The sequence below is a fragment of the Magnetospirillum sp. SS-4 genome, from assembly GCF_902729425.1.
Classification (GTDB): domain Bacteria; phylum Pseudomonadota; class Alphaproteobacteria; order Rhodospirillales; family Magnetospirillaceae; genus Phaeospirillum.
The window spans coordinates 96,498-117,843 of record NZ_CACVCH010000070.1 but is presented as its reverse complement, the minus strand read 5'-3'; the positions used below and the strand labels follow the sequence as shown (position 1 = coordinate 117,843).

Annotated in this window: 18 protein-coding genes; 3 read left to right on the top strand and 15 right to left on the bottom strand. The window is 66.8% G+C overall.

Annotated elements, in window-relative coordinates:
* Nucleotides 1-34: 34 nt before the first annotated feature.
* The 9 genes from flhA to MTBSS4_RS12630 all read right to left on the bottom strand — a co-directional run bounded on the left by flhA (nucleotide 35) and on the right by MTBSS4_RS12630 (nucleotide 14,881).
* Nucleotides 35-2,143 (bottom strand): flagellar biosynthesis protein FlhA, encoded by a 2,109-nt coding sequence (gene flhA, locus MTBSS4_RS12670; protein ID WP_173983768.1) that lies wholly within the window; start codon nucleotides 2,141-2,143, stop codon nucleotides 35-37.
* Between the two features lie 24 nt (nucleotides 2,144-2,167).
* A complete protein-coding gene (locus MTBSS4_RS12665; protein WP_173983767.1) occupies nucleotides 2,168-3,541 on the bottom strand; it encodes a sigma-54 dependent transcriptional regulator in 1,374 nt (457 codons plus the stop codon).
* 31 nt (nucleotides 3,542-3,572) lie between these two features.
* Nucleotides 3,573-3,896 (bottom strand): flagellar motor switch protein FliN, encoded by a 324-nt coding sequence (fliN, locus tag MTBSS4_RS12660; protein ID WP_173983766.1) that lies wholly within the window; start codon nucleotides 3,894-3,896, stop codon nucleotides 3,573-3,575.
* 212 nt (nucleotides 3,897-4,108) lie between these two features.
* Entirely contained in the window at nucleotides 4,109-4,783 is a 675-nt protein-coding gene (locus MTBSS4_RS12655; RefSeq protein WP_173983765.1) for a FliH/SctL family protein, read from the bottom strand.
* The gene (fliG, locus tag MTBSS4_RS12650; RefSeq protein ID WP_173983764.1) at nucleotides 4,783-5,802 is read right to left on the bottom strand and encodes a flagellar motor switch protein FliG; all 1,020 of its coding nucleotides are present in this window, start codon (nucleotides 5,800-5,802) and stop codon (nucleotides 4,783-4,785) included. The genes MTBSS4_RS12655 and fliG overlap by 1 nt, the downstream gene beginning before the upstream one ends.
* Before the next feature lie 12 nt (nucleotides 5,803-5,814).
* The gene (gene fliF / locus MTBSS4_RS12645) at nucleotides 5,815-7,479 is read right to left on the bottom strand and encodes a flagellar basal-body MS-ring/collar protein FliF (RefSeq protein WP_173983763.1); all 1,665 of its coding nucleotides are present in this window, start codon (nucleotides 7,477-7,479) and stop codon (nucleotides 5,815-5,817) included.
* Between the two features lie 143 nt (nucleotides 7,480-7,622).
* Nucleotides 7,623-8,981: a tetratricopeptide repeat-containing glycosyltransferase family protein gene (locus MTBSS4_RS12640; protein WP_254432528.1), complete on the bottom strand. Its 1,359-nt coding sequence runs from the start codon at nucleotides 8,979-8,981 to the stop codon at nucleotides 7,623-7,625.
* Nucleotides 8,978-11,362, bottom strand: coding sequence for a PAS domain S-box protein (locus tag MTBSS4_RS12635; RefSeq protein ID WP_173983762.1), 2,385 nt, complete (start codon nucleotides 11,360-11,362; stop codon nucleotides 8,978-8,980). Before MTBSS4_RS12635 ends, MTBSS4_RS12640 begins: the two co-directional genes overlap by 4 nt.
* A 63-nt stretch (nucleotides 11,363-11,425) precedes the next feature.
* Nucleotides 11,426-14,881 carry a pyruvate carboxylase gene (locus MTBSS4_RS12630; RefSeq protein WP_173983761.1) on the bottom strand — a complete coding sequence of 1,152 codons (3,456 nt, stop codon included), beginning with the start codon at nucleotides 14,879-14,881 and terminating at the stop codon, nucleotides 11,426-11,428.
* A 152-nt stretch (nucleotides 14,882-15,033) separates the two neighbouring features.
* On the opposite strand from MTBSS4_RS12630, the gene MTBSS4_RS12625 reads away from it, so the two are divergent.
* From MTBSS4_RS12625 to recA, 3 genes are all read left to right on the top strand, one after another.
* Nucleotides 15,034-15,810: an FCD domain-containing protein gene (locus MTBSS4_RS12625; RefSeq protein ID WP_173983760.1), complete on the top strand. Its 777-nt coding sequence runs from the start codon at nucleotides 15,034-15,036 to the stop codon at nucleotides 15,808-15,810.
* A gap of 75 nt (nucleotides 15,811-15,885) precedes the next feature.
* Nucleotides 15,886-16,113 (top strand): hypothetical protein, encoded by a 228-nt coding sequence (locus MTBSS4_RS12620; protein WP_173983759.1) that lies wholly within the window; start codon nucleotides 15,886-15,888, stop codon nucleotides 16,111-16,113.
* A gap of 121 nt (nucleotides 16,114-16,234) precedes the next feature.
* Nucleotides 16,235-17,314 (top strand): recombinase RecA, encoded by a 1,080-nt coding sequence (gene recA / locus MTBSS4_RS12615; protein WP_173983758.1) that lies wholly within the window; start codon nucleotides 16,235-16,237, stop codon nucleotides 17,312-17,314.
* Between the two features lie 68 nt (nucleotides 17,315-17,382).
* On the opposite strand, the gene MTBSS4_RS12610 is transcribed toward recA, so the two are convergent.
* From MTBSS4_RS12610 to MTBSS4_RS12585, 6 genes are all read right to left on the bottom strand, one after another.
* Nucleotides 17,383-18,168 carry an O-methyltransferase gene (locus MTBSS4_RS12610; protein WP_173983757.1) on the bottom strand — a complete coding sequence of 262 codons (786 nt, stop codon included), beginning with the start codon at nucleotides 18,166-18,168 and terminating at the stop codon, nucleotides 17,383-17,385.
* Nucleotides 18,168-18,944: a DUF4197 domain-containing protein gene (locus MTBSS4_RS12605; RefSeq protein WP_173983756.1), complete on the bottom strand. Its 777-nt coding sequence runs from the start codon at nucleotides 18,942-18,944 to the stop codon at nucleotides 18,168-18,170. Before MTBSS4_RS12605 ends, MTBSS4_RS12610 begins: the two co-directional genes overlap by 1 nt.
* Nucleotides 18,945-18,948: 4 nt before the next feature.
* Nucleotides 18,949-19,782 (bottom strand): hypothetical protein, encoded by an 834-nt coding sequence (locus MTBSS4_RS12600; RefSeq protein ID WP_173983755.1) that lies wholly within the window; start codon nucleotides 19,780-19,782, stop codon nucleotides 18,949-18,951.
* A gap of 73 nt (nucleotides 19,783-19,855) precedes the next feature.
* Complete coding sequence (locus MTBSS4_RS12595) at nucleotides 19,856-20,350, bottom strand: CarD family transcriptional regulator (RefSeq protein WP_173983754.1); 495 nt, start codon at nucleotides 20,348-20,350, stop codon at nucleotides 19,856-19,858.
* Nucleotides 20,351-20,632: 282 nt separating this feature from the next.
* Complete coding sequence (gene fdxA / locus MTBSS4_RS12590) at nucleotides 20,633-20,962, bottom strand: ferredoxin FdxA (protein ID WP_173983753.1); 330 nt, start codon at nucleotides 20,960-20,962, stop codon at nucleotides 20,633-20,635.
* Between the two features lie 68 nt (nucleotides 20,963-21,030).
* Nucleotides 21,031-21,339, bottom strand: coding sequence for a nitrogenase-stabilizing/protective protein NifW (locus MTBSS4_RS12585; RefSeq protein ID WP_173983752.1), 309 nt, complete (start codon nucleotides 21,337-21,339; stop codon nucleotides 21,031-21,033).
* Nucleotides 21,340-21,346: the final 7 nt, after the last annotated feature.

Below are 21,346 nucleotides of genomic sequence, written 5' to 3'. Positions count from 1 at the left end.
CCCCCCGTCCGTGTCAACTCAGGGTGGTGTGCCGTCATATCTGCCCCAGGGTCTTGATACGGGCCTTCGGGTGGATTTCCGACTGGCTCATCACCACCGTCATCGGCCGGAAGCGTTCGATGATCGAGCGGACATAGGGCCGCACCACTGGGCTGGTCAGCAAGATCGGGGTTTCGCCCTGCATGGCGAAGCGCTCGAAGGTCTGGCGCACCCGGGTGATGAAGTCCTGCAATTGCGACGGCGGCATGGAAATCTGCTTTTCCTCGCCGCTGCCGACCAGCGATTCGGCGAAGGCCTGTTCCCATTCCGGCGACAGCGTCACCAGCGGGATGAAGCCCTGATGGCCGGTGTTGCCGTCGGATATCTGGCGGGCGAGGCGGGCGCGGACGTGTTCGGTGATCATGGTGACGTTGCGGGTGTGGCCGCAGGCCTCGGCGACGCCCTCCAGGATGGTCGGAAGATCGCGGATCGAGACGCGCTCTCCCAGCAGGTTCTGCAATATCCGCTGCAACCCGCCCACCGTCATCTGGGTGGGAAGCAGTTCGGTGACCAGCTTCTGGTGTTCGCGATCCAGTTCGTCCAGCAGCTTCTGGGTCTCGGCGTGGGACAGCAGCTCGGACATGTTGTCCTTGATCACCTCGGTCAGGTGGGTGGTGATCACGGTGGGCGGGTCGACCACGGTATAGCCGCGGAACAGCGCCTCCTCGCGGCCGGAAGCCTCGATCCACATGGCGGGCAGGCCGAAGGTGGGCTCGCGCGTCTTCTCGCCCGGCAAGGTGATGTCCTCACCCCTGGGGTCCATGATCAGCAGCATGTTCGGGCGCAGGTCGCCGCGTCCGGCCTCCACCTCCTTGATGTGGACCACATAGGTGTTGGCCGGCAGCTGCATGTTGTCCTGGATGCGGACGCTGGGCATGACGAAGCCCATCTCGGCGGCGACGGCGCGGCGCAGCGACTTGATCTGGTCGGTCAGGCGCTGGCCCTTGGGATTGTTGATCAGTTGCAGCAGGCCATAGCCCAGTTCGAGGCGGACATGATCGATGCGCAGCGCCGACGAGATCGGTTCTTCCGCCACCGGCGCCTGGGTCATGGCCTGGGTGGCCTCGGCGGCCGCTTCCTGTTCCAGCTTCTCGCGCTGGCTCTTGTCGAGGAAGAACGCCGCCGTCCCCATGCTGGCGCCCAGGATGGCGAAGGGCAGGAACGGCATGTTGGGCACCAGCGCCATGAACAGCATCAGCGCGCCGGCCATGCCGACGGCGCGGGGATAGCCGGCCAACTGGTTGAACAGGGCTTTGTCGACCGCCTGCTGGACGCCGGCCTTGGTCACCAGCATGCCGGCCGAGACCGAGACGATCAGCGCCGGCACCTGGCTGACCAGGCCGTCGCCCACGGACAGCTTGGTGTAGACGTCGGCGGCCTGGGTGAAGCTGAGGTCGTTCTGGACCATGCCGATCACCATGCCGCCGACCACGTTGATGCCGGTGATCAGCAGGCTGGCGACGGCGTCGCCGCGCACGAATTTCGAGGCGCCGTCCATGGCGCCGAAGAAGGCGGATTCCTGTTCCAGCTCGGTGCGACGCTTCCTGGCGGTGGGCTCGTCGATCAGGCCGGCCGAAAGATCGGCGTCGATGGCCATCTGCTTGCCGGGCATGGCGTCCAGGTTGAAGCGCGCCGCCACCTCGGCGATGCGCCCCGAGCCCTTGGTGATGACCATGAAGTTGACGATCACCAGGATGGCGAAGACGATGACGCCGATGACGAAATTGCCGCTCATGATGAAGCCGGAGAAGGCGGCGATCATCTGGCCGGCGCCTTCGACGCCTTCGTGGCCATGGGCCAGGATCAGGCGGGTGGACGCCAGGTTGAGCGCGAGGCGGATCAGGGTGGTGATCAGCAGCACCGTCGGATAGGAACTGAACTGAAGCGGCTTCTCGATGAAGATCGAGACCATCAGGACCAGGACCGACAGGGTCAGCGACAGGGCCAGGCCGATGTCCAGCGCCCAGGTGGGCAGCGGCAGGATCAGAACCGTCAGGATCAGGATGACGCCCAGCGCCAGCCCGACGTCGCCGCGCCGCATGGCGCGGTTGAAGCGCTCCAGAAGTTCGCGCCCCCCCATCCCCACCGCCTGGCCCTCAGCCATGATCAACGTCCTTCGCGGTCATCGTCACAGTGCCGCCCGCTCGCCCTCGCCGCCGGCGGGGGGGACGTCGATGCCCTCGTCGCCGTACTGCTTCAGCTTGTTGCGCAAGGTGCGGATGGAGATGCCGAGGATGGTGGCGGCGTGGGTGCGGTTGCCCAGGCAGTGGGACAGCGTGTCGATGATCAGGTCGCGTTCCACCTCGGCCACCGTCTTGCCGACCAGATTGCCCCGCGCGCCGCCCATCACCGAGGCGGCGGCGTTGGCCGCCTGCGCCACCACCGGATCGGGATTGGTGCCGACCTGTCCGCCCGACAGCATGATGGCCTCGGGTCCGATTTCGGCTCCGGAGGCCAGCAGCACGGCGCGATGCATGCAGTTTTCCAGTTCGCGCACATTGCCGCGCCAGACATGGCGGGTCAGCATCTGGCGGGCCTCGGCCGAAATCGGGCGGCCGGGCAGGCCGTTGGCCTCGGTGTAGCGCTTGGCGAAGTGGTCGGCCAGGATGGCGATATCGAGCGGCCGCTCGCGCAGGGCGGGCAGCGCCAGGGTGACGACGTTGAGGCGGTAATAGAGATCCTCGCGGAAGGTTCCCTTCCTGATCTCGTCCTCCATCTGACGGTTGGAGGTGGCGAGGATGCGCACGTCGACCTTGACCGGCTGGGTGCCGCCGACCCGGTCGATTTCCTTTTCCTGAAGCACGCGCAGCAGCTTGGACTGAAGCCGGATGTCCATCTCGGAGATTTCGTCCAGGAGAAGCGTGCCGCCGTTGGCTTCCTCGAACTTGCCGATGCGGCGCGCCACCGCGCCGGTGAAGGCGCCCTTCTCGTGGCCGAACAGTTCGGATTCCAGCAGGTTTTCCGGGATGGCGGCGCAGTTGACGGCGACGAAGCGCTTGTCGGAGCGCCGGCTCTTGTTGTGGATGAAGCGCGCGATCAGTTCCTTGCCGGTGCCGGATTCGCCGGTGATCAGAATGGATGCGTCGGAATTGGCCACCTGCCCGGCCAGCTTCAGGGTCTGCGCCATGCGCGGGTCCTTGAAGACGATGTTGTGGCTTTCCTGGGTGACGGCGGCGATGACGGCGGCGATCAGTTCGGCGTCGGGCGGCAGCGGGATGTATTCCTTGGCGCCGGCCTTGATGGCGCGCACCGCCGCCGAGGCGTCCGAGGCGATGCCGCAGGCGACCACCGGCACCACGATGCGCTCGGCTTCCAGCGAATCGATCAGGCCCTTGATGTCGCGCTTGACGTCGATCATCACCAGATCGGCGCCCTGAGTGCGCAGAACCTCCAGGCCGGCGGGCACGTCCTCGGCCTGGCGCACCTTGGCGCCCCGGGCCATGGCGATCTGGCTGGCGGCGCCGATCTGCCCGTCGAGCGTGCCGATGATCAGAAGTCGCATGTCGTCCCTCTCCCGTCGGTCCGGGCCGCGTTCAGGCGCGGTCGGTCTTGATGATTTCGGTCATGGTCACGCCCAGACGATCCTCGACCACCACCACCTCGCCGCGCGCCACCAGCCGGTTGTTGACATAGATGTCGATGGCCTCGCCGACCTTGCGGTCCAGTTCCACCACGGCGCCGCGCCCCAGTTTCAGCAGCTGGTTGACCTGCATGGTGGCCTTGCCCAGCACCGCCGAGACCTGGACGGGAATGTCGTAGACCGCCTCCAGGTCGCGGGCCGATCTCGGAACGTCGGGAACGTCGCCGCGCTGCTCCTCGATCTCGGGCTTGAAGTCGTTGAGTTCGAAATCAGGCATGTCATCCTCCAGGTCCGGCGAATGGCCGGAAGAAACTCTTTCGCATGTCCCTCAAGCGCCGGGCGCTCGTTCCACTCGCTTGGCTCCTCCGCTAAAGCTCCGGGTCGCTCAACGCTCCCGCGCTTCGGCTTCGCCTCGCTCGATCTCCCTCAAGCGCCTCAGCATCGGCTTTGCCGATACGAGGCCCAGGGGCCGGGCACCCGTTCCACGCCTCAATCCGCCGGCCGGCCGGTGGCCGGCGCCAGCGAACGGTCCACGGCGGCCTCGATATCGGCCAGCAGGCGGGCCTGATCGCGCTCGGCGCCGCCATCGGCCCATTCCACCCGGCAATCGCCCTTGACCAGCCGGGGGTCGGCCTGCACCACCACGCGGCCCTCGAAGCCGTGCAGCCCGGCGATGCTTTCCAGCTTGTCGCGCACCGGATCGATCAGATCCTGTTCGACCCGGACGATGATGCGGGGCTCGTCGAGCACATGGGCGAAGCATTCCTGGACGGTGCGCACCACCTCGTCGAAGGCGTGCCGCTCGCAGGCGGCGGGCAGGATCTTTTTCAGCACGGCCATGGCGACGCGGGCCGCCACCCGCTGGTTGGCGTCGGCGGCCTCTTCCTGGGCCTGGCCCAGGCCGGCCAGGGCGGCGGCGACATGGGCGATGGCCTCGGACAGCCGATGCTCGGTGGAGGCCATGGCCTCGGCCTGGCCAGCGCGCAATCCCTCCTCGTAGGCGGCCTCCCGCACCACCTGGAGGTCTTCCTCGGTGAAGGTGGGGGCGGGCGGCGCCTCGGGTTCCGGCTCGTACTCGCGTTCGGCCTCCGCCGTCTCCTCCGGCTTGGGCCGGGAGGCCTGCGGCGAGAAGTCCAGGTCGAACATGAACTTCTTGTAGGTCATCAGTACACCAACTCGTCTTCCTCGCGGCCCTCGGAAATGACGATCTGTCCCGATGCCGCCAGTTCCTTGGCCATGACCACGATGGCCGACTGGGCCTGATCCACGTCCCTCAGGCGGACCGGTCCCAGCGCCTCCATGTCTTCGCGCAGCATCTTGCCGGCGCGTTCGGACATGTTCTTGAAGAACAGTTCCTTGACCATGTCGTTGCCGCCCTTGAGCGCGATGGCCAGCTTGTCCTTCTCGACCGAGCGCAGCAGCACCTGGACGCCGGCGGCGTCGAGGCGGATGAGGTCGTCGAAGGTGAACATGAGGGCCTTGATCTTTTCCGAGCTTTCGCGGTTGCGCTCTTCCAGGGCGCTCATGAAGCGGTTCTCGGTGTTGCGATCCAGGTTGTTGAAGATGTCGGCCATGAGTTCGTGCGAATCGCGGCGCTGGGTCCGGGCCAGATTGGTCATGAACTCGCTCCTCAGCGTCTTCTCGATGCCGTCCAGGACTTCCTTCTGCACCACCTCCATGCGCAGCATGCGCATGATGACTTCCATGGCGAAATTCTCGGGCAGCACGGCCAGCACGCGGGCGGCGTGATCGGGCTTGATCTTGGACAGCACGACGGCGACGGTCTGCGGGTATTCGTTCTTCAGGTAGTTGGCCAGCACCTGTTCCGAGACGTTGCCCAGCTTGTCCCACATGGTGCGGCCGGCGGGGCCGCGGATTTCCTCCATGATGGCGGCGACGCGGTCCTTGGGGATGGACTTCATCAGCAGGCGTTCGGTGGTGTCGAAGGTACCGGTCAGCGAGCCGGTGGACGACAGGGCGTCGGCGAACTCGACGAAGACGCGCTCGACCAGATTGGACGACACCGTGCCCAGGCTGGCCATGATCTGGGACAGTTCCTTGATCTCGTCGTCGCCCAGCATGCCGAACAGCTTGGCCGAGTGCTCCTCGTTCAAGGACAGCATGAACATCGCCGCCTTCTGCGGGCCGGTGAGGCTGCGGTAGTCTTCCTTGATACGGCCCATAAGACGCCCCTATCAGCTTTCCTGGTACAGCCAGTTGCGGATGATCGACAAAGCCTCTTCCGGATGCTTCTCGACGATCTCGCCGATCTTGCGGATCGAGGACGCCTTGACGCGGCCCTCGACCTTGTCGATGTCGATCAGTTCGTCGGCGATGACCTCTTCCTCGCCGCCCAGGCCGGGCACCGGCATGCCGCTGGCGCCGGGTCCGGTCAATTGCGGCATGGCACCGCCCTCGGCGGTCAGCAGGCGGCGGCCGTCGGGGCCGACCTGACCCTGCATGGATTCGATGGCGCGGCTGATGAGCGGGCGCAGCACCAGCAGCAGGAACAAGATGGCGACCACCGACAGGCCCAGGTTGGAGGCGACCCGCTCGACGAAGTCGCGCCGCATGCCGAAGATGAATTCGCCGGGTTCTTCCGCCTCCAGCAGTTCCTCACCCTTGTAGAAGGCCATGGAGGCGACCTTGACCTGGTCCTCGCGGTCCTTGGTGAAGCCGATGGCCGATTTCACCAGCGCCTCGATCTGGGCCAGTTCCTCGGGCGTGCGCTCACGATAGCTGGTCTGCTTGCCGTCGGCGGATTTCTCGCGGACGCCGTCGACGATGACGGCGGCCGAGACCTTGCGGATCTCGCCCATCTCGCGCACCGTGTTCTTGGTCTTGCGGGAAATCTCGTAATTGATGGTTTCCTGGCTCTTGTTGGCCTTGGTCGAGGTGCGGACATTGCCCGAGGCGGTGGCGTTGGGGTCGGGCAAGTTCTGCTGCACCGTCACCGGGGTCGGTTCGGAATCCTTGCTTTCCTCGCCTTCGTTGATGGTGACCTGCGAGCGGACCACCTTGGTCTCGGGGTCGAATATCTCCTCGGTGGTGACGGCATGGCTCATGTCCATGTCCACCGTGACCTCGGCCCGGACGCGGCCCGGTCCCAGCGAGCGTTCCAGAAGGTCCTCGATGGTCTTGACCAGCCGCGCCTCGATGTTGAGGCGCATCTCCTCGGCGGTCTGGGCCATGTGCTCCTTGGCGTTCTCGAAGCCCTTGGCCAGCAGGGTTCCCTTGTCGTCGACGATGGAGATGCGCGACGGCTTCATCTTGGGCACCGCCGCCGCGATCAGGTGCTGGATGGCGGTGGTCTGGGATTTTTCCAGCCGGGTGTTGCCCTGCATCTTCAGGACCACCGAGGCCGAGGGCTCCTGGGTCTCGCGCGAGAAGGCCTCGCGCTTGGGCAGCACCAGATGGACGCGGGCGAACTTGACCTTGTCGATGGAGCGGATGGTCTTGGCCAGTTCCCCTTCCAGGGCGCGAACCATGGTGATGTTCTGCTGGAAACTGGTGGAGCCCAGCGCGTCTTGCTTGTCGAACAGTTCGTAGCCGGCCATGCGGCCGCCGGTGGGTAGCGCCTGTTCGGCCATGCGCACCCGCAGGTCCAGCTTGCGGTCCTTGGGCACCCAGATCTCGCTGCCGTCCCTGCGCAGTTCGTAGGGAATCTTCTCGGTGGTCAGCTTTTCGATGATCTGCTTGGAATCGCTCAGGTCCAGGTCGCCGTACAGCAATTCCATCTGCGGCGCGGCGACGCGGCTCATCAGGTAGATGAAAAAGCCGAGAATGCTGACTCCGACGCCAGCGATGGCGGCGAGGCGCATGGGGCCCAGGCCGCGCAGCATTTGCAGGAATGCGTTCACGTCGTCTCCATCGCCCCGTCGCGTCGGCGGCCGTCGATGCGGCGCGCGACGGCGTCCAGCCTCGCTTCTGGTCGCCAGCCTATCGTCCGGTCACTGAAGAGATGGTTAACGGCCCGGCAAAATTTGCCGGGTCGGGACACCACCTAGGGCGGCAGCAGCGTTCGCAGCGCCCGCGCCGCTTCGGCCACCGAGGTCTTGAAGTCCAGCGGGTCGGGTTGGCGGAACAGCCGCATGGTGGGGTACCATGGCGATGTGGCGGGGTCGTCCTGCCAGCGCCAGTCCGAGACATGGCGCAGCAGGACCCAGACCGGCCGTCCCAGCGCTCCCGCCAGATGGGCGGTGGCGGTGTCGATGGTGACGATCAGGTCCAGTCGCGCCATCACCGCGGCGGTATCGGCGAAACTGGCGAGGGCCGGGGCGGCGTCGATCAGCAGGCGGTCGACCCCCAGCCGGGCCAGGTCGGCGGCGCGCGGCCCCAGTTGCAGGCTGTAGATCGCCACCCGCGCATCGGTGAACAGCGGCAGCAGGTCCTCCAGCGGCCACGACCGGTCCCTGGGCGTGGTCTTGCCGGCCCATACCAGCCCCACCGACAGGACGGTTCCCGGCGGACGCGGCACCGACAGGTCGGGGCGCGGCGGCGGGGTCAGATAGGGCACGGCGGCGGGGATGGTCTCGAAGGTGGTGCCCATGACGTGGGGCAGGCTGGCCATGGGCAGCCACAGGTCGTAGGGCGGCGGCGGCGCCCCCTTGCTCACCAGGGCGACGACGCCGGGCAGGCTCGCGAACAGGTCGGCCAGTTCCGGCTGGCATTCCAGCACGACGGCGGCGCCAAGTCCGGCCAGCAGCGGAACGTAGCGGGCGAATTGCAGGGCGTCGCCGAACCCCTGCTCGCTGGTCAGCAGCACGGTTCGGCCGGCAACGGATTCGGCGCCGGTCCAGCGCTGGCCGGGAACGTCGCGGCGGGGATTGCGGGCGAGGCCGAGGCGGGCCTCGTAGCCGGCGAAGCCGCGCCGGTAATCGCCCAGGTAAAGGCGGCTCAGCGCCAGATCCCACTGGTATTCGGCATTGGCCGGGTCCGACGCCAGCACCCGTTCCAGCAGGCCGGCGGCCTCGTGGTGGCGGCGCTGGTCGCGCAGCAGCAGGGCCAGATTGTAGAGAAAGCCGATGGAGCCGGGATCCAGTTCCACCGCCCGGCGCAACGCCGCCGCCGCTTCATCCAGCCGTCCGAGATCGCGCAGCGCGTTGCCCAGGTTGGACAGGGTGGCGGCCTGATCGGGCTCCAGCGCCAGGGCGCGGCGATAGCTGGCCACCGCCGCCTCGGACTTGCCCAGACGGCGCAGCGCCGCGCCCAGATTGGCGTGGGCGGTGGCCCAGCCGGGCCGCAACTGGGCGGCGCGGGCGAAGGCCTGGGCGGCAGCCTCGATCCTGCCGCCGCGCCAGGCCTCTCCTCCGGCGGCGAAGGCCCGCTGGGCCTCGGCTTCGGACGCGGCCGCCGTCATCATGCGCCTTCGCCCAGGGTGAACAGGAAGGTGGCGCCCTCACCCGGAACCGATTCTATCCAGATGCGGCCACCGTGACGTTCGACGATCTTCTTGCAGATGGACAGTCCGATGCCGGTGCCGTCGTAATGGTCGCGGGTGTGCAGGCGGGAGAAGATCTTGAAGATGCGGTCGAAATAGATCGGCTCGATGCCGATGCCGTTGTCGGCCACCGCGAAGACCCGGTGTCCGTCCCGCATCTCGGTGGTGACGCGGATCACCGGCGATCGGTCGGGCGAGCGGAACTTGACGGCGTTGCTGATCAGGTTCTGGAACAGCAGGAACAGCTCGTTGGCGCTGCACACCACTTCGGGCAGCGGCTGTGGCACCACGATCTCGGCCCGGGCCTCGGCGATGACGGCGCGCAGGACCTTGACGACGTTGGCGAGGACGGTCTCGGCCGAAACCGGCGCCGGCGGGTCGGCGATGCGGCCAACGCGGGAGAATTCCAGCAGGTCCTGGACCAGCCGGTCCATGCGGATGGCGCCCTCCTTGGCGTAGGCGATGAATTCGTGGCCGTCCTTGTCCAGGCGTTCGCCGTAGCGTCGTTCCAGCAGCGCCATGTAGCTGCTGATCATGCGCAGCGGCTCGCGCAGGTCGTGGGAGGCGACATAGGCGAACTGCTCCAGGTCGGCGTTGGAGCGTTCCAGCGCCTCGGTCCGTTCGGTCAGTGCCAGTTCCGCCTGCTTGCGTTCGGAAATGTCGCGAACCACCACCAGGAGCGCGTCGCCGCTTGTCCCCATGCTGGCGCGGCGCACGCCGACCTCGACCCAGAACAGGCTGCCGTCGCGCCGCCGGGCGTGCCACTCGAACAATTGCGGCTGGCCGGCCCTGGCCTTGGCCAGCCAGGCATGGGCGCTAGCCTCGTCATAGGGGGGCACGCCCTCGCTCAGCCGGCCGGCGGGGGCGCCGATCACTTCGGATTCGTCGTCGAAGCCGTACATCTCCAGCATGCGCCGGTTGACCGCCATCACGGTGTCGCCGTCGGTCCGGTGAATGAAGATGGCGTCGTTGATATTGTCGAAAATGGCGCGGAAGCGGCCTTCGCTGGCGGCCAGGGCCGCCTCGGCGTTCTTGGCCGGGGTGATGTCGGTGATGGTCCCGATGTAGCCGTCCAGCCGCCCTTCGCCATCATGGCGCGGCGACGCCTGTCCCAGGACCCAGGTGACCCGGCCGTCCGGGGCCAGGAAGCGGTATTCCGACTGGAACATTCCCCCCGTCTCCAGCGATCTGGTCCATTCCCCGGTCACCCGTTGGCGGTCGTCGGGATGCAGGGTTCCGGTCCAGCCGTATCCCAGCATGTCCTGGGGGGAGCACCCCAGGATTCCGGCGGCCGGCTGGTTGGCGAACACGCAGGCGCCGTTGGCGTCGGTCTCGAACATCCCCACCGGAGTCAGGCCGACCAGTTCGCGGTAATGGCGCTCGCTGTCGCCCAGGGATGCCAGCGCCGCCTCCAACTGGCGCGTGCGGGCGCGCACCTGCCGGCGCAGGCTCCAGGTCCAGACGCCCAGCAGCAGGCCGCCGGCGGCGGCAAGCCCCAGAATTGGAATGATCTTTTCCAGATAGTGGACGCCGGACGGCAGGGCGGTTCCCATCCATTTGGCCTCGATGCGGTCCCATTCGGCGGCGGTGATGCCGGCGAAACCGTTCTCCACCACCGTGGCGAGGTGCTGGTTGCCCTTGCGGTAGGCGCGGTGGAACTGGCCGGAATAAAGCGGGGCGGTATGGCGGAACTGGCCTTCCAGGGATTTCTTGTACAAGAAATGGCTGGCGGGGGGCTGGTCGGCGCAGAACAGCCGGACATCGTGCCGTCCGGCGGCCTCGATCATGGTTTCGTAGCTGGAATAGCGGCGCAGGCTCTTGATTCCCCGCTCCTCCAGCCAGTCGGCGCAGGCGTCGCCGTCCTTCACCCCGATGGTGAAGCCGCGCAGGGTGTCGACGTTGGAAATGCCGGAAATGCTCCTGTGGACGTAGATGGGGACGTCCAGCGTGGCGTAGGGCTTCGAGAAATCATAGGACTTCCGGCGTTCCGGCGTCTCGAAGATGGTGTCGATGACGTCGGCGCCGCCAGCCTCCATGGTGCGGCGCGCCCGTCCCCAATCCATGGCCAGCAGGTTGACGTGGATGCCGGTCCTGCGGCTCCATAATTCCCAGGCGTCGCGCAGGATGCCCTGTAGCGTTCCGTCGGCCGAGCGGAAGATGTAAGGGGGGTAGTTGTCGTCCATCACCACGGTGATGGCCTTGGGAGACGCATCGTCGTCGGCGGCCAGGGCCGGACCGGTGGCGGCCAGCCCTGTCGCCAGCACCGCCACGGTGGCAAGCCGCCTCCACCAATTCACAGCCATCAAGCAGCCATCCACGACTATTGGGCGGGAATCCCCATCCTCAATATCGCACGATGTTGCGGATCATGCCATCACCACCAGCAGGTCCTTGGCCTCGACCTGGGTTCCGGGGGTAACGGCGACCGAGGCCACCGTGCCGGCGCGTTCGGCCCGCACCGCCGTTTCCATCTTCATGGCCTCGATGGCGACCAGCAGGTCGCCCTTCTCGACCTCCTGGCCGGGGCGGGCGGCGACGCTGACCACCAGACCGGGCATGGGGGCGGCCACATGGTTGGCGTTGCCGGGCTCGGCCTTGGGCCGGGCCACCCGGACGGGGGCGACCTTGCGGTCGGCCACCTTGACGGTGCGGGGCTGGCCGTTCAGTTCGAAGAACACCTTGCACTCGCCGCCCTCGTCCGGTTCGGCGATGGCCAGGAAACGGACGATCAGGCTCTTGCCCTTTTCCAGGTCGATACTGATCTCCTGTCCCGGCTGCATGCCGTAGAAGAACACATCGGTCGGCAGGGTCGAGACGTCGCCGAAATGGCGCTGGTGCAAGGCGTAATCGGTGAAGACCTTGGGATACATCAGGTAGGAGGCCAGTTCCTCCTCGCTGATCCGGCGGCCGGCCTTCTTCTCGGCCTCGGCCCGCGCCGCGTCCAGGTCGGTCGGCGGCAGCACCGCGCCGGGCCGGACCGTGATGGGGCTGGCGCCGTTCAGCACCTTTCGCTGCAACGCCTCGGGGAAGCCGCCCGCCGGCTGGCCGAGATCGCCCCGGAAGAACGACACCACCGATTCGGGAAAGGCGATCTCCTTGTCCGGGGCCAACACGTCGGCCGGGGTGAGGTTGCTGGTGACCATCATCAGCGCCATGTCGCCCACCACCTTGCTGGTGGGGGTGACCTTGACCACGTCGCCGAACATCCGGTTGACGTCGGCATAGGCCTGGGCCACCCAGTCCCAATGCTGCTCGACTCCCAGCGAGCGGGCCTGGGCCCGCAGATTGGTGTACTGGCCGCCCGGCATCTCGTGGCGGTAGACGTCGGCGGTGCCGGAGCGGATATCGGCCTCGAACGGCGAATACAGCGCCCGCACCCCTTCCCAGTAGCGCGACAGGCCGTTGAGCGCCTGATGGTCCAGGCCGGGGTCGCGGTCGTGGCCCGAGAGCGCGGCGCAGATCGAGCCCAGCGGCGGCTGGCTGGTCAGGCCGCTCATGGCATCCATGGCGGCGTCCACCGCGTCGACTCCGGCGTCGACCGCCGCCAGCACCGAGGCGGCCGACAGGCCGGAGGTGTCGTGGGTGTGGAAGTGGATGGGCAGCCCCACCTCCTGCTTCAGCGCGCGCACCAGGGCGGCGATGGCGCGTGGCCGGGCGAGTCCGGCCATGTCCTTGATGCCCAGGATGTGGGCGCCGGCCTTTTCCAGCGCCTTCGCCATGGTGACGTAGTATTTCAGGTCGTACTTGGCGCGGTCGGGATCGAAGATGTCGCCGGTATAGCAGATGGCCGCCTCGCACACCTTGCCGGACTCGGCTACAGCATCCATGGCGACCCGCATGTTGTCGACCCAGTTGAGGGAATCGAACACCCGGAACACGTCGATTCCGTTTCCGGCCGCCTGCGCCACGAAGTGCCGGACGACGTTGTCGGGATAATTGGTGTAGCCGACCGCGTTGGCTGAACGCAGCAGCATCTGCAACAGCAGGTTGGGCATGGCCTTGCGGAAGCCGGCCAGGCGTTCCCACGGGTCCTCCTTGAGGAAGCGCATGGCGACGTCGAAGGTGGCGCCGCCCCAGCATTCCACCGAGAACAGGCCGGGCAGCAGCCGGGCATAGGCCGGGGCGGCCGCTTGCAGGTCATAGGTGCGCATGCGGGTCGCGATCAGCGACTGGTGGGCGTCGCGGAAAGTGGTGTCGGTCACCAGAACCCGTTTCTGGTCCAGCATCCACCGGGCCAGTCCCTTGGCGCCCAGCCGGTCCAGCAATTGCTTCGATCCGGCCGGCGGATCGCCGAGGGGATGAAGGGGGGTATCGGGGCGGATCAGGCTCTTGGGCTTGGCCAATCCGTCCACCTCGGGATTGCCGTTGACCATGACGTCGCCGATGAAGCGGAGTATCCGGGTGGCGCGGTCGCGGCGATCCTGCTTCGCGAACAGCTCCGGCGTCTCGTCGATGAAGCGGGTGGTGTAGGCGCAGCCGACGAAGCGGGGATGGCTGATCACCGCTTCCAGGAAGGTCAGGTTGGTGGCGACGCCCCGGATGCGGAATTCGCGCAGCGCCCGGTCCATGCGGGCGATGGCCTCCTCCGGATTCGGCGCCCAGGCGGTGACCTTCTCCAGCAGGGAATCGTAGTGCCGGGTGATCAGGGCGCCGGAAAAGGCGGTGCCGCCGTCGAGCCGGATGCCGAAGCCCGCCGCGCCGCGATAGGCGGTGATGCGGCCGTAATCGGGAATGAAGTTGTTGGATGGGTCCTCGGTGGTGATGCGGCACTGGATGGCGTGGCCGTTGAGGATGATGTCGGCCTGCCTGGGCACCTCGGACCCCGGGGTGCCGATGGCGCCGCCAGCGGCGATCCTGATCTGCGCCTTGACGATGTCGATGCCGGTGACCACCTCGGTCACCGTGTGCTCGACCTGGACGCGGGGATTGACCTCGATGAAGTAGAACGCCCCCGAATCCATGTCCATCAGGAATTCGACGGTGCCGGCGTTCTCGTAGCGGGCGGCGCGGGCCAGCTTCAGGGCGGATTCGCACAGCAGCGAGCGCTGGTGGCCGTCGAGATAGGGCGCGGGCGCCCGCTCGACCACCTTCTGGTTGCGGCGCTGGACCGAGCAGTCCCGTTCGAACAGATGCAGCAGGTTGCCCTTGGAATCGCCCAGGATCTGGACTTCCACATGGCGGGCGCGGCGCACCAGCTTCTCCAGATAGACCTCGTCGTTGCCGAAGGCGGCCTTGGCCTCGCGCCGGGCCATCTGAACCAGCTCGATCAGGTCGTCGGGGCCTTCCACCACCCGCATGCCGCGGCCGCCGCCGCCCCAGCTCGCCTTCAGCATCAGGGGGTAGCCGACCTCGGCCGCCAGTCTCAGGCAGCTCTCGCCGTCGTCGGGCAGCGGACCGGTGGCCGGCATCACCGGCACGCCGGCCGAGACCGCCAGATTGCGCGCCGCCACCTTGTTGCCCAGCAGGCGCATGACGTCGGAACTTGGTCCGACGAACACCATGCCGGCGGCGCGGACCGCGTCGGCGAAATCCGGGTTTTCCGCCAGGAAGCCGTAGCCGGGATGGATGGCGTCGCAGCCGGCCTCCCGGGCCAGGTGGACGATCTCGTCGATGGCCAGATAGGCCTCGATCGGCCCCTTGCCCTTGCCGATCAGATAGCTCTCGTCCGCCTTGAAGCGGTGAAGGGCGAATCGGTCCTCGGTGGAATAGACCGCCACCGTCGCCAGCCCAAGCTCGGTGGCGGCGCGACAGACGCGAATGGCGATCTCGCCGCGATTGGCGACCAGCAGCTTGCGGATGGGATGGCGAGGCGATGAGCTCATGGGGCGGCACCGATCATCATGTTGGGGTTCGGTGGATAAAACTTTTTACCAAGCTTGTAAAGCTGGTTTAATAGGTCTACATATGCTCCGTTGCGACTTTACATCAGCATTGCCTGAGGTTACAGACAGCTTATCCATCTCGGGGTCAAACAATGACGGAACCGATTCGGCCGGCCAAGCTGGCGGACACCATCGCCGATCACCTGGAACAGCTTATCCTGGAAGGCAGCCTGCGGCCGGGCGAGCGTCTGCTGGCCGAACGCGAACTTGCGCAGCGCTTCGACGTGTCGCGCCCCTCCTTGCGCGAGGCGCTGGAGAAGCTGGAGGCCCGGGGACTGCTGACCTCGGGGCGGGGCGGTTCGACCTATGTGGCGCCGCTGCTGGGCGAGGGCTTCACCGAACCGCTCTACGCCGCGCTGGCGTCCAGGCCCGAGACCACTTTCGACTACCTGGAATTCCGCCGTTTCGTCGAGGGCTCGGCCGCCTATTTCGCGGCGCTGCGCGGCACCGACGTCGACCGCGCCCTGATCCGGTCCTGTTTCGAGACCATGGAGGTGGCCCACCAGCAAGACGATTCCAGCGACGAGGCCGAGGCCGACGCCGCCTTTCACCTGTCGGTCTACGAGGCGTCGCACAATCTGGTGATGCTGCACATCATGCGCTCGCTGTCGGACATGCTGCGTAAGGACGTATTCTACAACCGGGTCAAGCTCTATCAGCGCCAGGGCGTGCGCGACCTGCTGCTGGAACAGCACCGCGCGGTCTACGAAACGGTCATGGCCGGCGACCCCGATGCCGCCCGCGCCGCCGCCGAGGTCCATATCGACTTCACCCGCGACGCCTTGCAGGAAATCGCCAAGGCCGAGGCCCGGTTGGAGGTTTCCCTGCGCCGAATCGCCCGCTCCGATCTGGTGTCCGCCCGGAAATAGCGAAGATGTCTCGACAATTTCGGTTCCGAGCGTGTAAACCCTGGTGTGGGGTGACGGTTCGGGGTTGATGACGGCATGAGTCTGTTTTCGCGACGTCCCGGGGTGGACTCTGTCCAGCCCGGCTGCGTGTTCCGCAAGATCGGAACCTATGGCGCCGACTGGGTGGTCGAGCGCCTGATCGATTATCCCGACATTCCCCGCCACGCCCGCCTGATCGACCAGGGCAGCGGCCGCACCATGACGGTGGCGGTCAGCATGCTGCTGGACCCCGAGGCCTTCGCCGAAATTCCCCGGCGCGGCTGATCGCTCCCTCAAACGAACAAGGAACAAAGGCGAACATTCCGCTTGTGTTCCGGAACAAACGATGTACTTTATTGCGTCATTGCATGACCGCCCGGTTCGGGATAGATGAAGGGGAACTGCCATGTCGCAGGCTGCATTGCGTCTCGTGGACAAGGATACCATGGATAGACAGAAGGCTCTCGAAGCCGCCGTCACCCAGATCGAGCGGGCGTTCGGCAAGGGCTCCATCATGAAGCTGGGGCAAAAGGATTCGGTGGTGGAGACCGAGGTGGTGTCCACCGGCTCGCTCGGCCTCGACATCGCCCTTGGCATCGGCGGCGTGCCGCGCGGCCGCATCATCGAGATCTACGGTCCGGAAAGCTCGGGCAAGACCACCCTGGCGCTGCACATCATCGCCGAGGCCCAGAAGAAGGGCGGCACCTGCGCCTTCGTCGACGCCGAACACGCCCTCGACCCCTCCTATGCCCGCAAGCTCGGCGTCAATCTGGACGAATTGCTGATCAGCCAGCCCGACGCCGGCGAACAGGCGCTGGAAATCTCGGATACCCTGGTCCGCTCCGGCGCCGTCGACGTGCTGGTGGTGGATTCGGTGGCGGCGCTGGTGCCCCGGGCCGAGCTGGAAGGCGAGATGGGCGACAACCACATGGGCCTGCACGCCCGCCTGATGAGCCAGGCGCTGCGCAAGCTCACCGGGTCGGTGTCCAAGTCCAAGACCATCGTCATCTTCATCAACCAGATACGCATGAAGATCGGCGTGATGTTTGGCAATCCCGAGACCACCACCGGCGGCAACGCCCTCAAGTTCTACGCCTCGGTCCGCATGGAGATCCGCCGGGTCGGCGCCATCAAGGACCGTGACGAGGTGGTGGGCAACCAGACCCGCGTCAAGGTGGTCAAGAACAAGTTGGCGCCGCCTTTCAAGGTGATCGATTTCGACATCATGTATGGCGAGGGCGTCTCCAAGATGGGCGAACTGATCGATCTCGGCGTCAAGGCCAACGTGGTGGAAAAATCGGGGGCGTGGTTCTCCTACAACTCCACCCGCATCGGCCAGGGCCGCGAGAACGCCAAGACCTATCTGCGCGAGCATCCGGAGATGGCCGCCGAGATTGAAGGCGCCATCCGCCAGAACGCCGGCCTGATCTCAGAGGTGCTGGCCGGCGGCCCCGGCGATCTGGACGGCGCTCCGACCGAGGAATAGGCGGGGCGTCACCCGCCCTGTCTGGGGACTGGCCGGGGGGCTGGCCGGTCCCGCCATCGGGGGCGCGGTCAGGCCCGCAGCAGCAGGGCCAGGCTGGTGACGCAGGAACCGAGCTTGGTCGGCCACGGCAAGGCGCCCAGCGGCAGCGCCACCAGGCCGGCGCCTTCCCGGCGCAATCTCTCGGTGGCCAGATAGGGACCTTCCAGGACGAAGCCGTTGGACCACAATGGCTTCAGTTCCGGGAAATAGTCATGAAGAACGATCACCCCGCCGGGGCGGAGAATCCTGAGCGCCGCCGGAATTTCCCGATAGACCGCCGCCGCCGAATGGTCGCCGTCCAGGAAGACGACGTCGAACCCGTCCGCGCCGCCGACGCATGACGCCATGTAGTCCAGGGAATCGCCGGCGACGAACGTCACCAGACCGCCAAGACCGAGCCTGTCGAGCATGTCGGCCGGTGAATGACGGCAGCCGTGCCTCAGCCATGGCCGGTCCTGGGCATGATTGACGTCCCGGATGTCGACGGTGGTCAATCCGCTCGTCCCGTCACCGTCACGCAGGGCGGCGGCGATGTGAAGGGTCGAGGCGCCGATGTGGGTTCCGATTTCCAGGACGGAACGCGGCCTCAGCGCCTTGATCAGGTGGTAGAGCGCCCGCCGGTCGCCCGGATTGACGCCGCCGGTTCCGTCCGGAATGGCGAAGGCGGCGATGGCGGCCTCGTCCAGGGGCCAGCGGCGTCCGGTTTCGGCCGAATGAAGGATGTCGGCGAGGTGAACGGCCTCCAGCGCCCGCAGGGCGGCGGTGTCGCAGTCCAGCGTCTCCAGCGCGTCGAGACCGTCCGCCGGCGGATTCATCAGCCGCCGAAGACCTTTTTCAGCAGGTCGGTGGAGCGTTTGGCGGGATCGCTGCGGATGCCGGCCTCTTCCCGCCCCAGATAGGCGAAGATGCCCGACAGCGCCTTGTTCAGGACGTGATCGGTCAACATGGACGGACCGGCCTGAAGCGCGTTCCCGACCATGGGCAGGCCCTGGGCCGCGCCCGCCATGCTGTTGAACGACTGCACCGCGCCGGATTGCGACACCGTCCGATCCACCACCGGCCGCATGGCGGTCTTGAGGTCGGGGGTCATGGTGCGCTTGAAATACTGGGTGGCGGCGTCGGACGGGCCGTCGAGGATGCCCTTGGCGTCGTCCAGGGTCATCTTCTGCACCGCGTTCCAGAAAATTTCCCTGGCCTTGGGAGTGGCGGCCTCGGCGGCGCGGTTGAGCTTCAGTTCCAGGTCATCGGCCAGGGCCGACTTGCCCGCCATGGCAAGGCCCTTGCGGACCATCTCCAGCTTTTCGGGCAGCGGAATGTGGACGGCCGGGTCGGCGTTGAAGCCGTCTGGGCGGCCCAACTGGCTCGTCACCCGGTCGGCGGCGACGCGCAACGCCTCCTTCAGTCCCGATCCGATCTCGCCGGCCGACAGCGACGATCCCGGGGACCCGCCGCCGATGGCCGAGGGCATGCGGCCGCCCATCTGGTCCTTCAGCACGCCCTTGCCCATGTCCATCAGCCCGCCCTGGGCGAGGGCCGGGGCGGCGGACAGCAATGCCAGGACGGACAGGGCGGCGCGGAGCGGATAGCGCATGGGGTCAGGCCTCCAGCATCTTGAGGATGGTTCCGTCGGCGCCAAAGCAGGCGGCGGTCAGCGGTCCCCCATGTCCAGATCCCGAATCCAGGGTGGCGATCAGGGCGCTGATCGCGACGCCGCGATGGCGGCGGTCGGAACCGCGCACCACCAGCCTGAATCCGGAATAGGGGGCGGCCATGGCGACGAAGTCGCTCGATCCCCACCAGAACGCATCCATCTGCGCCGATAGCGGCCGGGTGGGATCGAGGCCGGCATGGGTGAACAGCAGCAGGTTGTCGTCGGTGAAGGCGGCGTGCTTCAGCACGCTCATCAAGGTGGTATGGCCGTCATGGCCGCGCATGGTCTGGCGCAGTTGACCGGTCCAGCGGGTCAGCGCCAGGATGCCGTCGCGGATACAGTTGAATCCCTCGTCGGGATTGCCGCCATAGGCGGCGATGGTCGGGCCGATGCCGTGATCGAGCATCCAGCGCAGCACCTCGGCGGGATTGGGGGCGAACTGCAATTGCAGCAGCTTCTGCCACATTTCCTCCTGGGCGCCGCGCAGATGCACGACATCCTCCAGTTCGACCCCGGGGCGGGCGATGAAGGCGCGGCGGAAGGTCAGCAGTTCGTCGACGGTTTCCAGCACCGCCGGACCATAGCCGAGATAGTCGCCCAGATAGACCACCTGGTCGCCCGGCTTGCATTCCTGCGCCATGGCGCCATGCAGCGAGCGCAGGCGGCCATGCTCGCCGCGAATGGCTCCGACCGCCCAGATGCGTCCCCCGCCGCGCAAGGTGGCGAAGATATTGGGGTCGGACACGCTGATGGATGACCTTTCGGCTTCCGCGCTCATTCCCATGCTCGGTCTTTCCGCCGGGAAACCATGATGGTCGCAGCCGGCGGCGCCAACGTCAACGGCGGGCTGATCAGGCGGCTTCGAGCAGCTCTTGCAGCTTCTCGGTGGCGGCCTGGGTGTCGATGCGTTCCACCGCCGCCAGTTCCGACGCCAGCCGTTCCAGCGCGGCCTCGTAGATCTGGCGCTCGCTGTAGGACTGGTCGGGCTGGTTGGCGTTGCGGTGCAGGTCGCGCACCACCTCGGCGATGGACACCGGGTCGCCGGAATTGATCTTGGCCTCGTATTCCTGGGCGCGGCGGCTCCACATGGTGCGCTTGACCTTGGCGCGGCCCTTGAGGGTGGACAGCGCCGTCTCCATCACCGAGCGCGGGCTCAGCTTGCGCAGGCCCGACTTCTGCGCCTTGGTCACCGGAACGCGCAGCGTCATGCGGTCGCGATCGAAGGTGATGACGAACAATTGCAGCTTCATGCCGCCGATTTCCTGGGTCTCCACCGCCACAACCTGACCGACGCCATGGGTCGGATAGACCACATAATCGCCCTCGGAGAACGCAACGATCGTCATCTGTTCGGATTCCCTAGAAATAGAGGACCTGCGGCGTCAAGGCATCGCCGCCGCGCCCACTGGTGAACGCAACACCCCAACCCGCCGGGCACCCGCGCCGGATGGTTGCGATAGTACGGCTTTTCCTGATGGGCGAACGCCCGCCCCGATGGCCACTTGCCGATAAGCGCCCCGTCAACCCAATTCGACGGACCTGCCCTTATACCACGCCGGGCTCCGCAAGGAACAGAAAAAACCGGCCCGCCGACGGGGTCGGCGAGCCGGTCGCGGTCGTGCCGGCGTTCAGCGGCCGGGGTTGGGCGACAGCAACGCCTTCTTGCCGGACTTGGTCTTCCACTCGTCGGCATCGGAGGGGGCGTCGCCCTTGCGGGTGATATTGGGCCAGGAACCGGCGTATTGGCGGTTGGTTTCGGCCCAGTCGGCGGCCTTGGGATCGGAATCGGGGAAAATCGCCTCGGCGGGGCATTCGGGCTCGCAGACGCCGCAATCGATGCACTCGTCGGGATTGATGACCAGGAAGTTCTCGCCCTCGTAGAAGCAGTCCACGGGGCAGACCTCGACACAATCCTGATACTTGCACTTGATGCAGTTCTCGGTAACGACGTAGGCCATGCCGCTCTCCAATGTCCCATAAGGAAATTCGGCGAGAGCGATACCACAGCTGCCCGCGCCGCTCAACCCTACTCGGCCCCGGGTATTGGCCGGCGGGGCCTTCTGGCGGCGGCGACGGCGTCCAGCGGCACGAAGCCGGGGGTGGCGTCGCGGAACACCTTGAACGACTTCCGCCCTTGTCCCGACGCGAAATCGGCATGTGCCCGAGCCAGGGCGTCGCGGCAGCCGGCCTCGTCGGCCTCGGCGGGGATCAGGTCGCGGAACCGCTTCAGGATATGAAGGCGGTGGACCTCGACCACGGCGGGATCGTAGGGCACCGCCAGCGCCTCGAAGAACTGTTCGGCGTCGGACAGGCCGGCGAGGGTGTCCAGGATCATGGCGGCC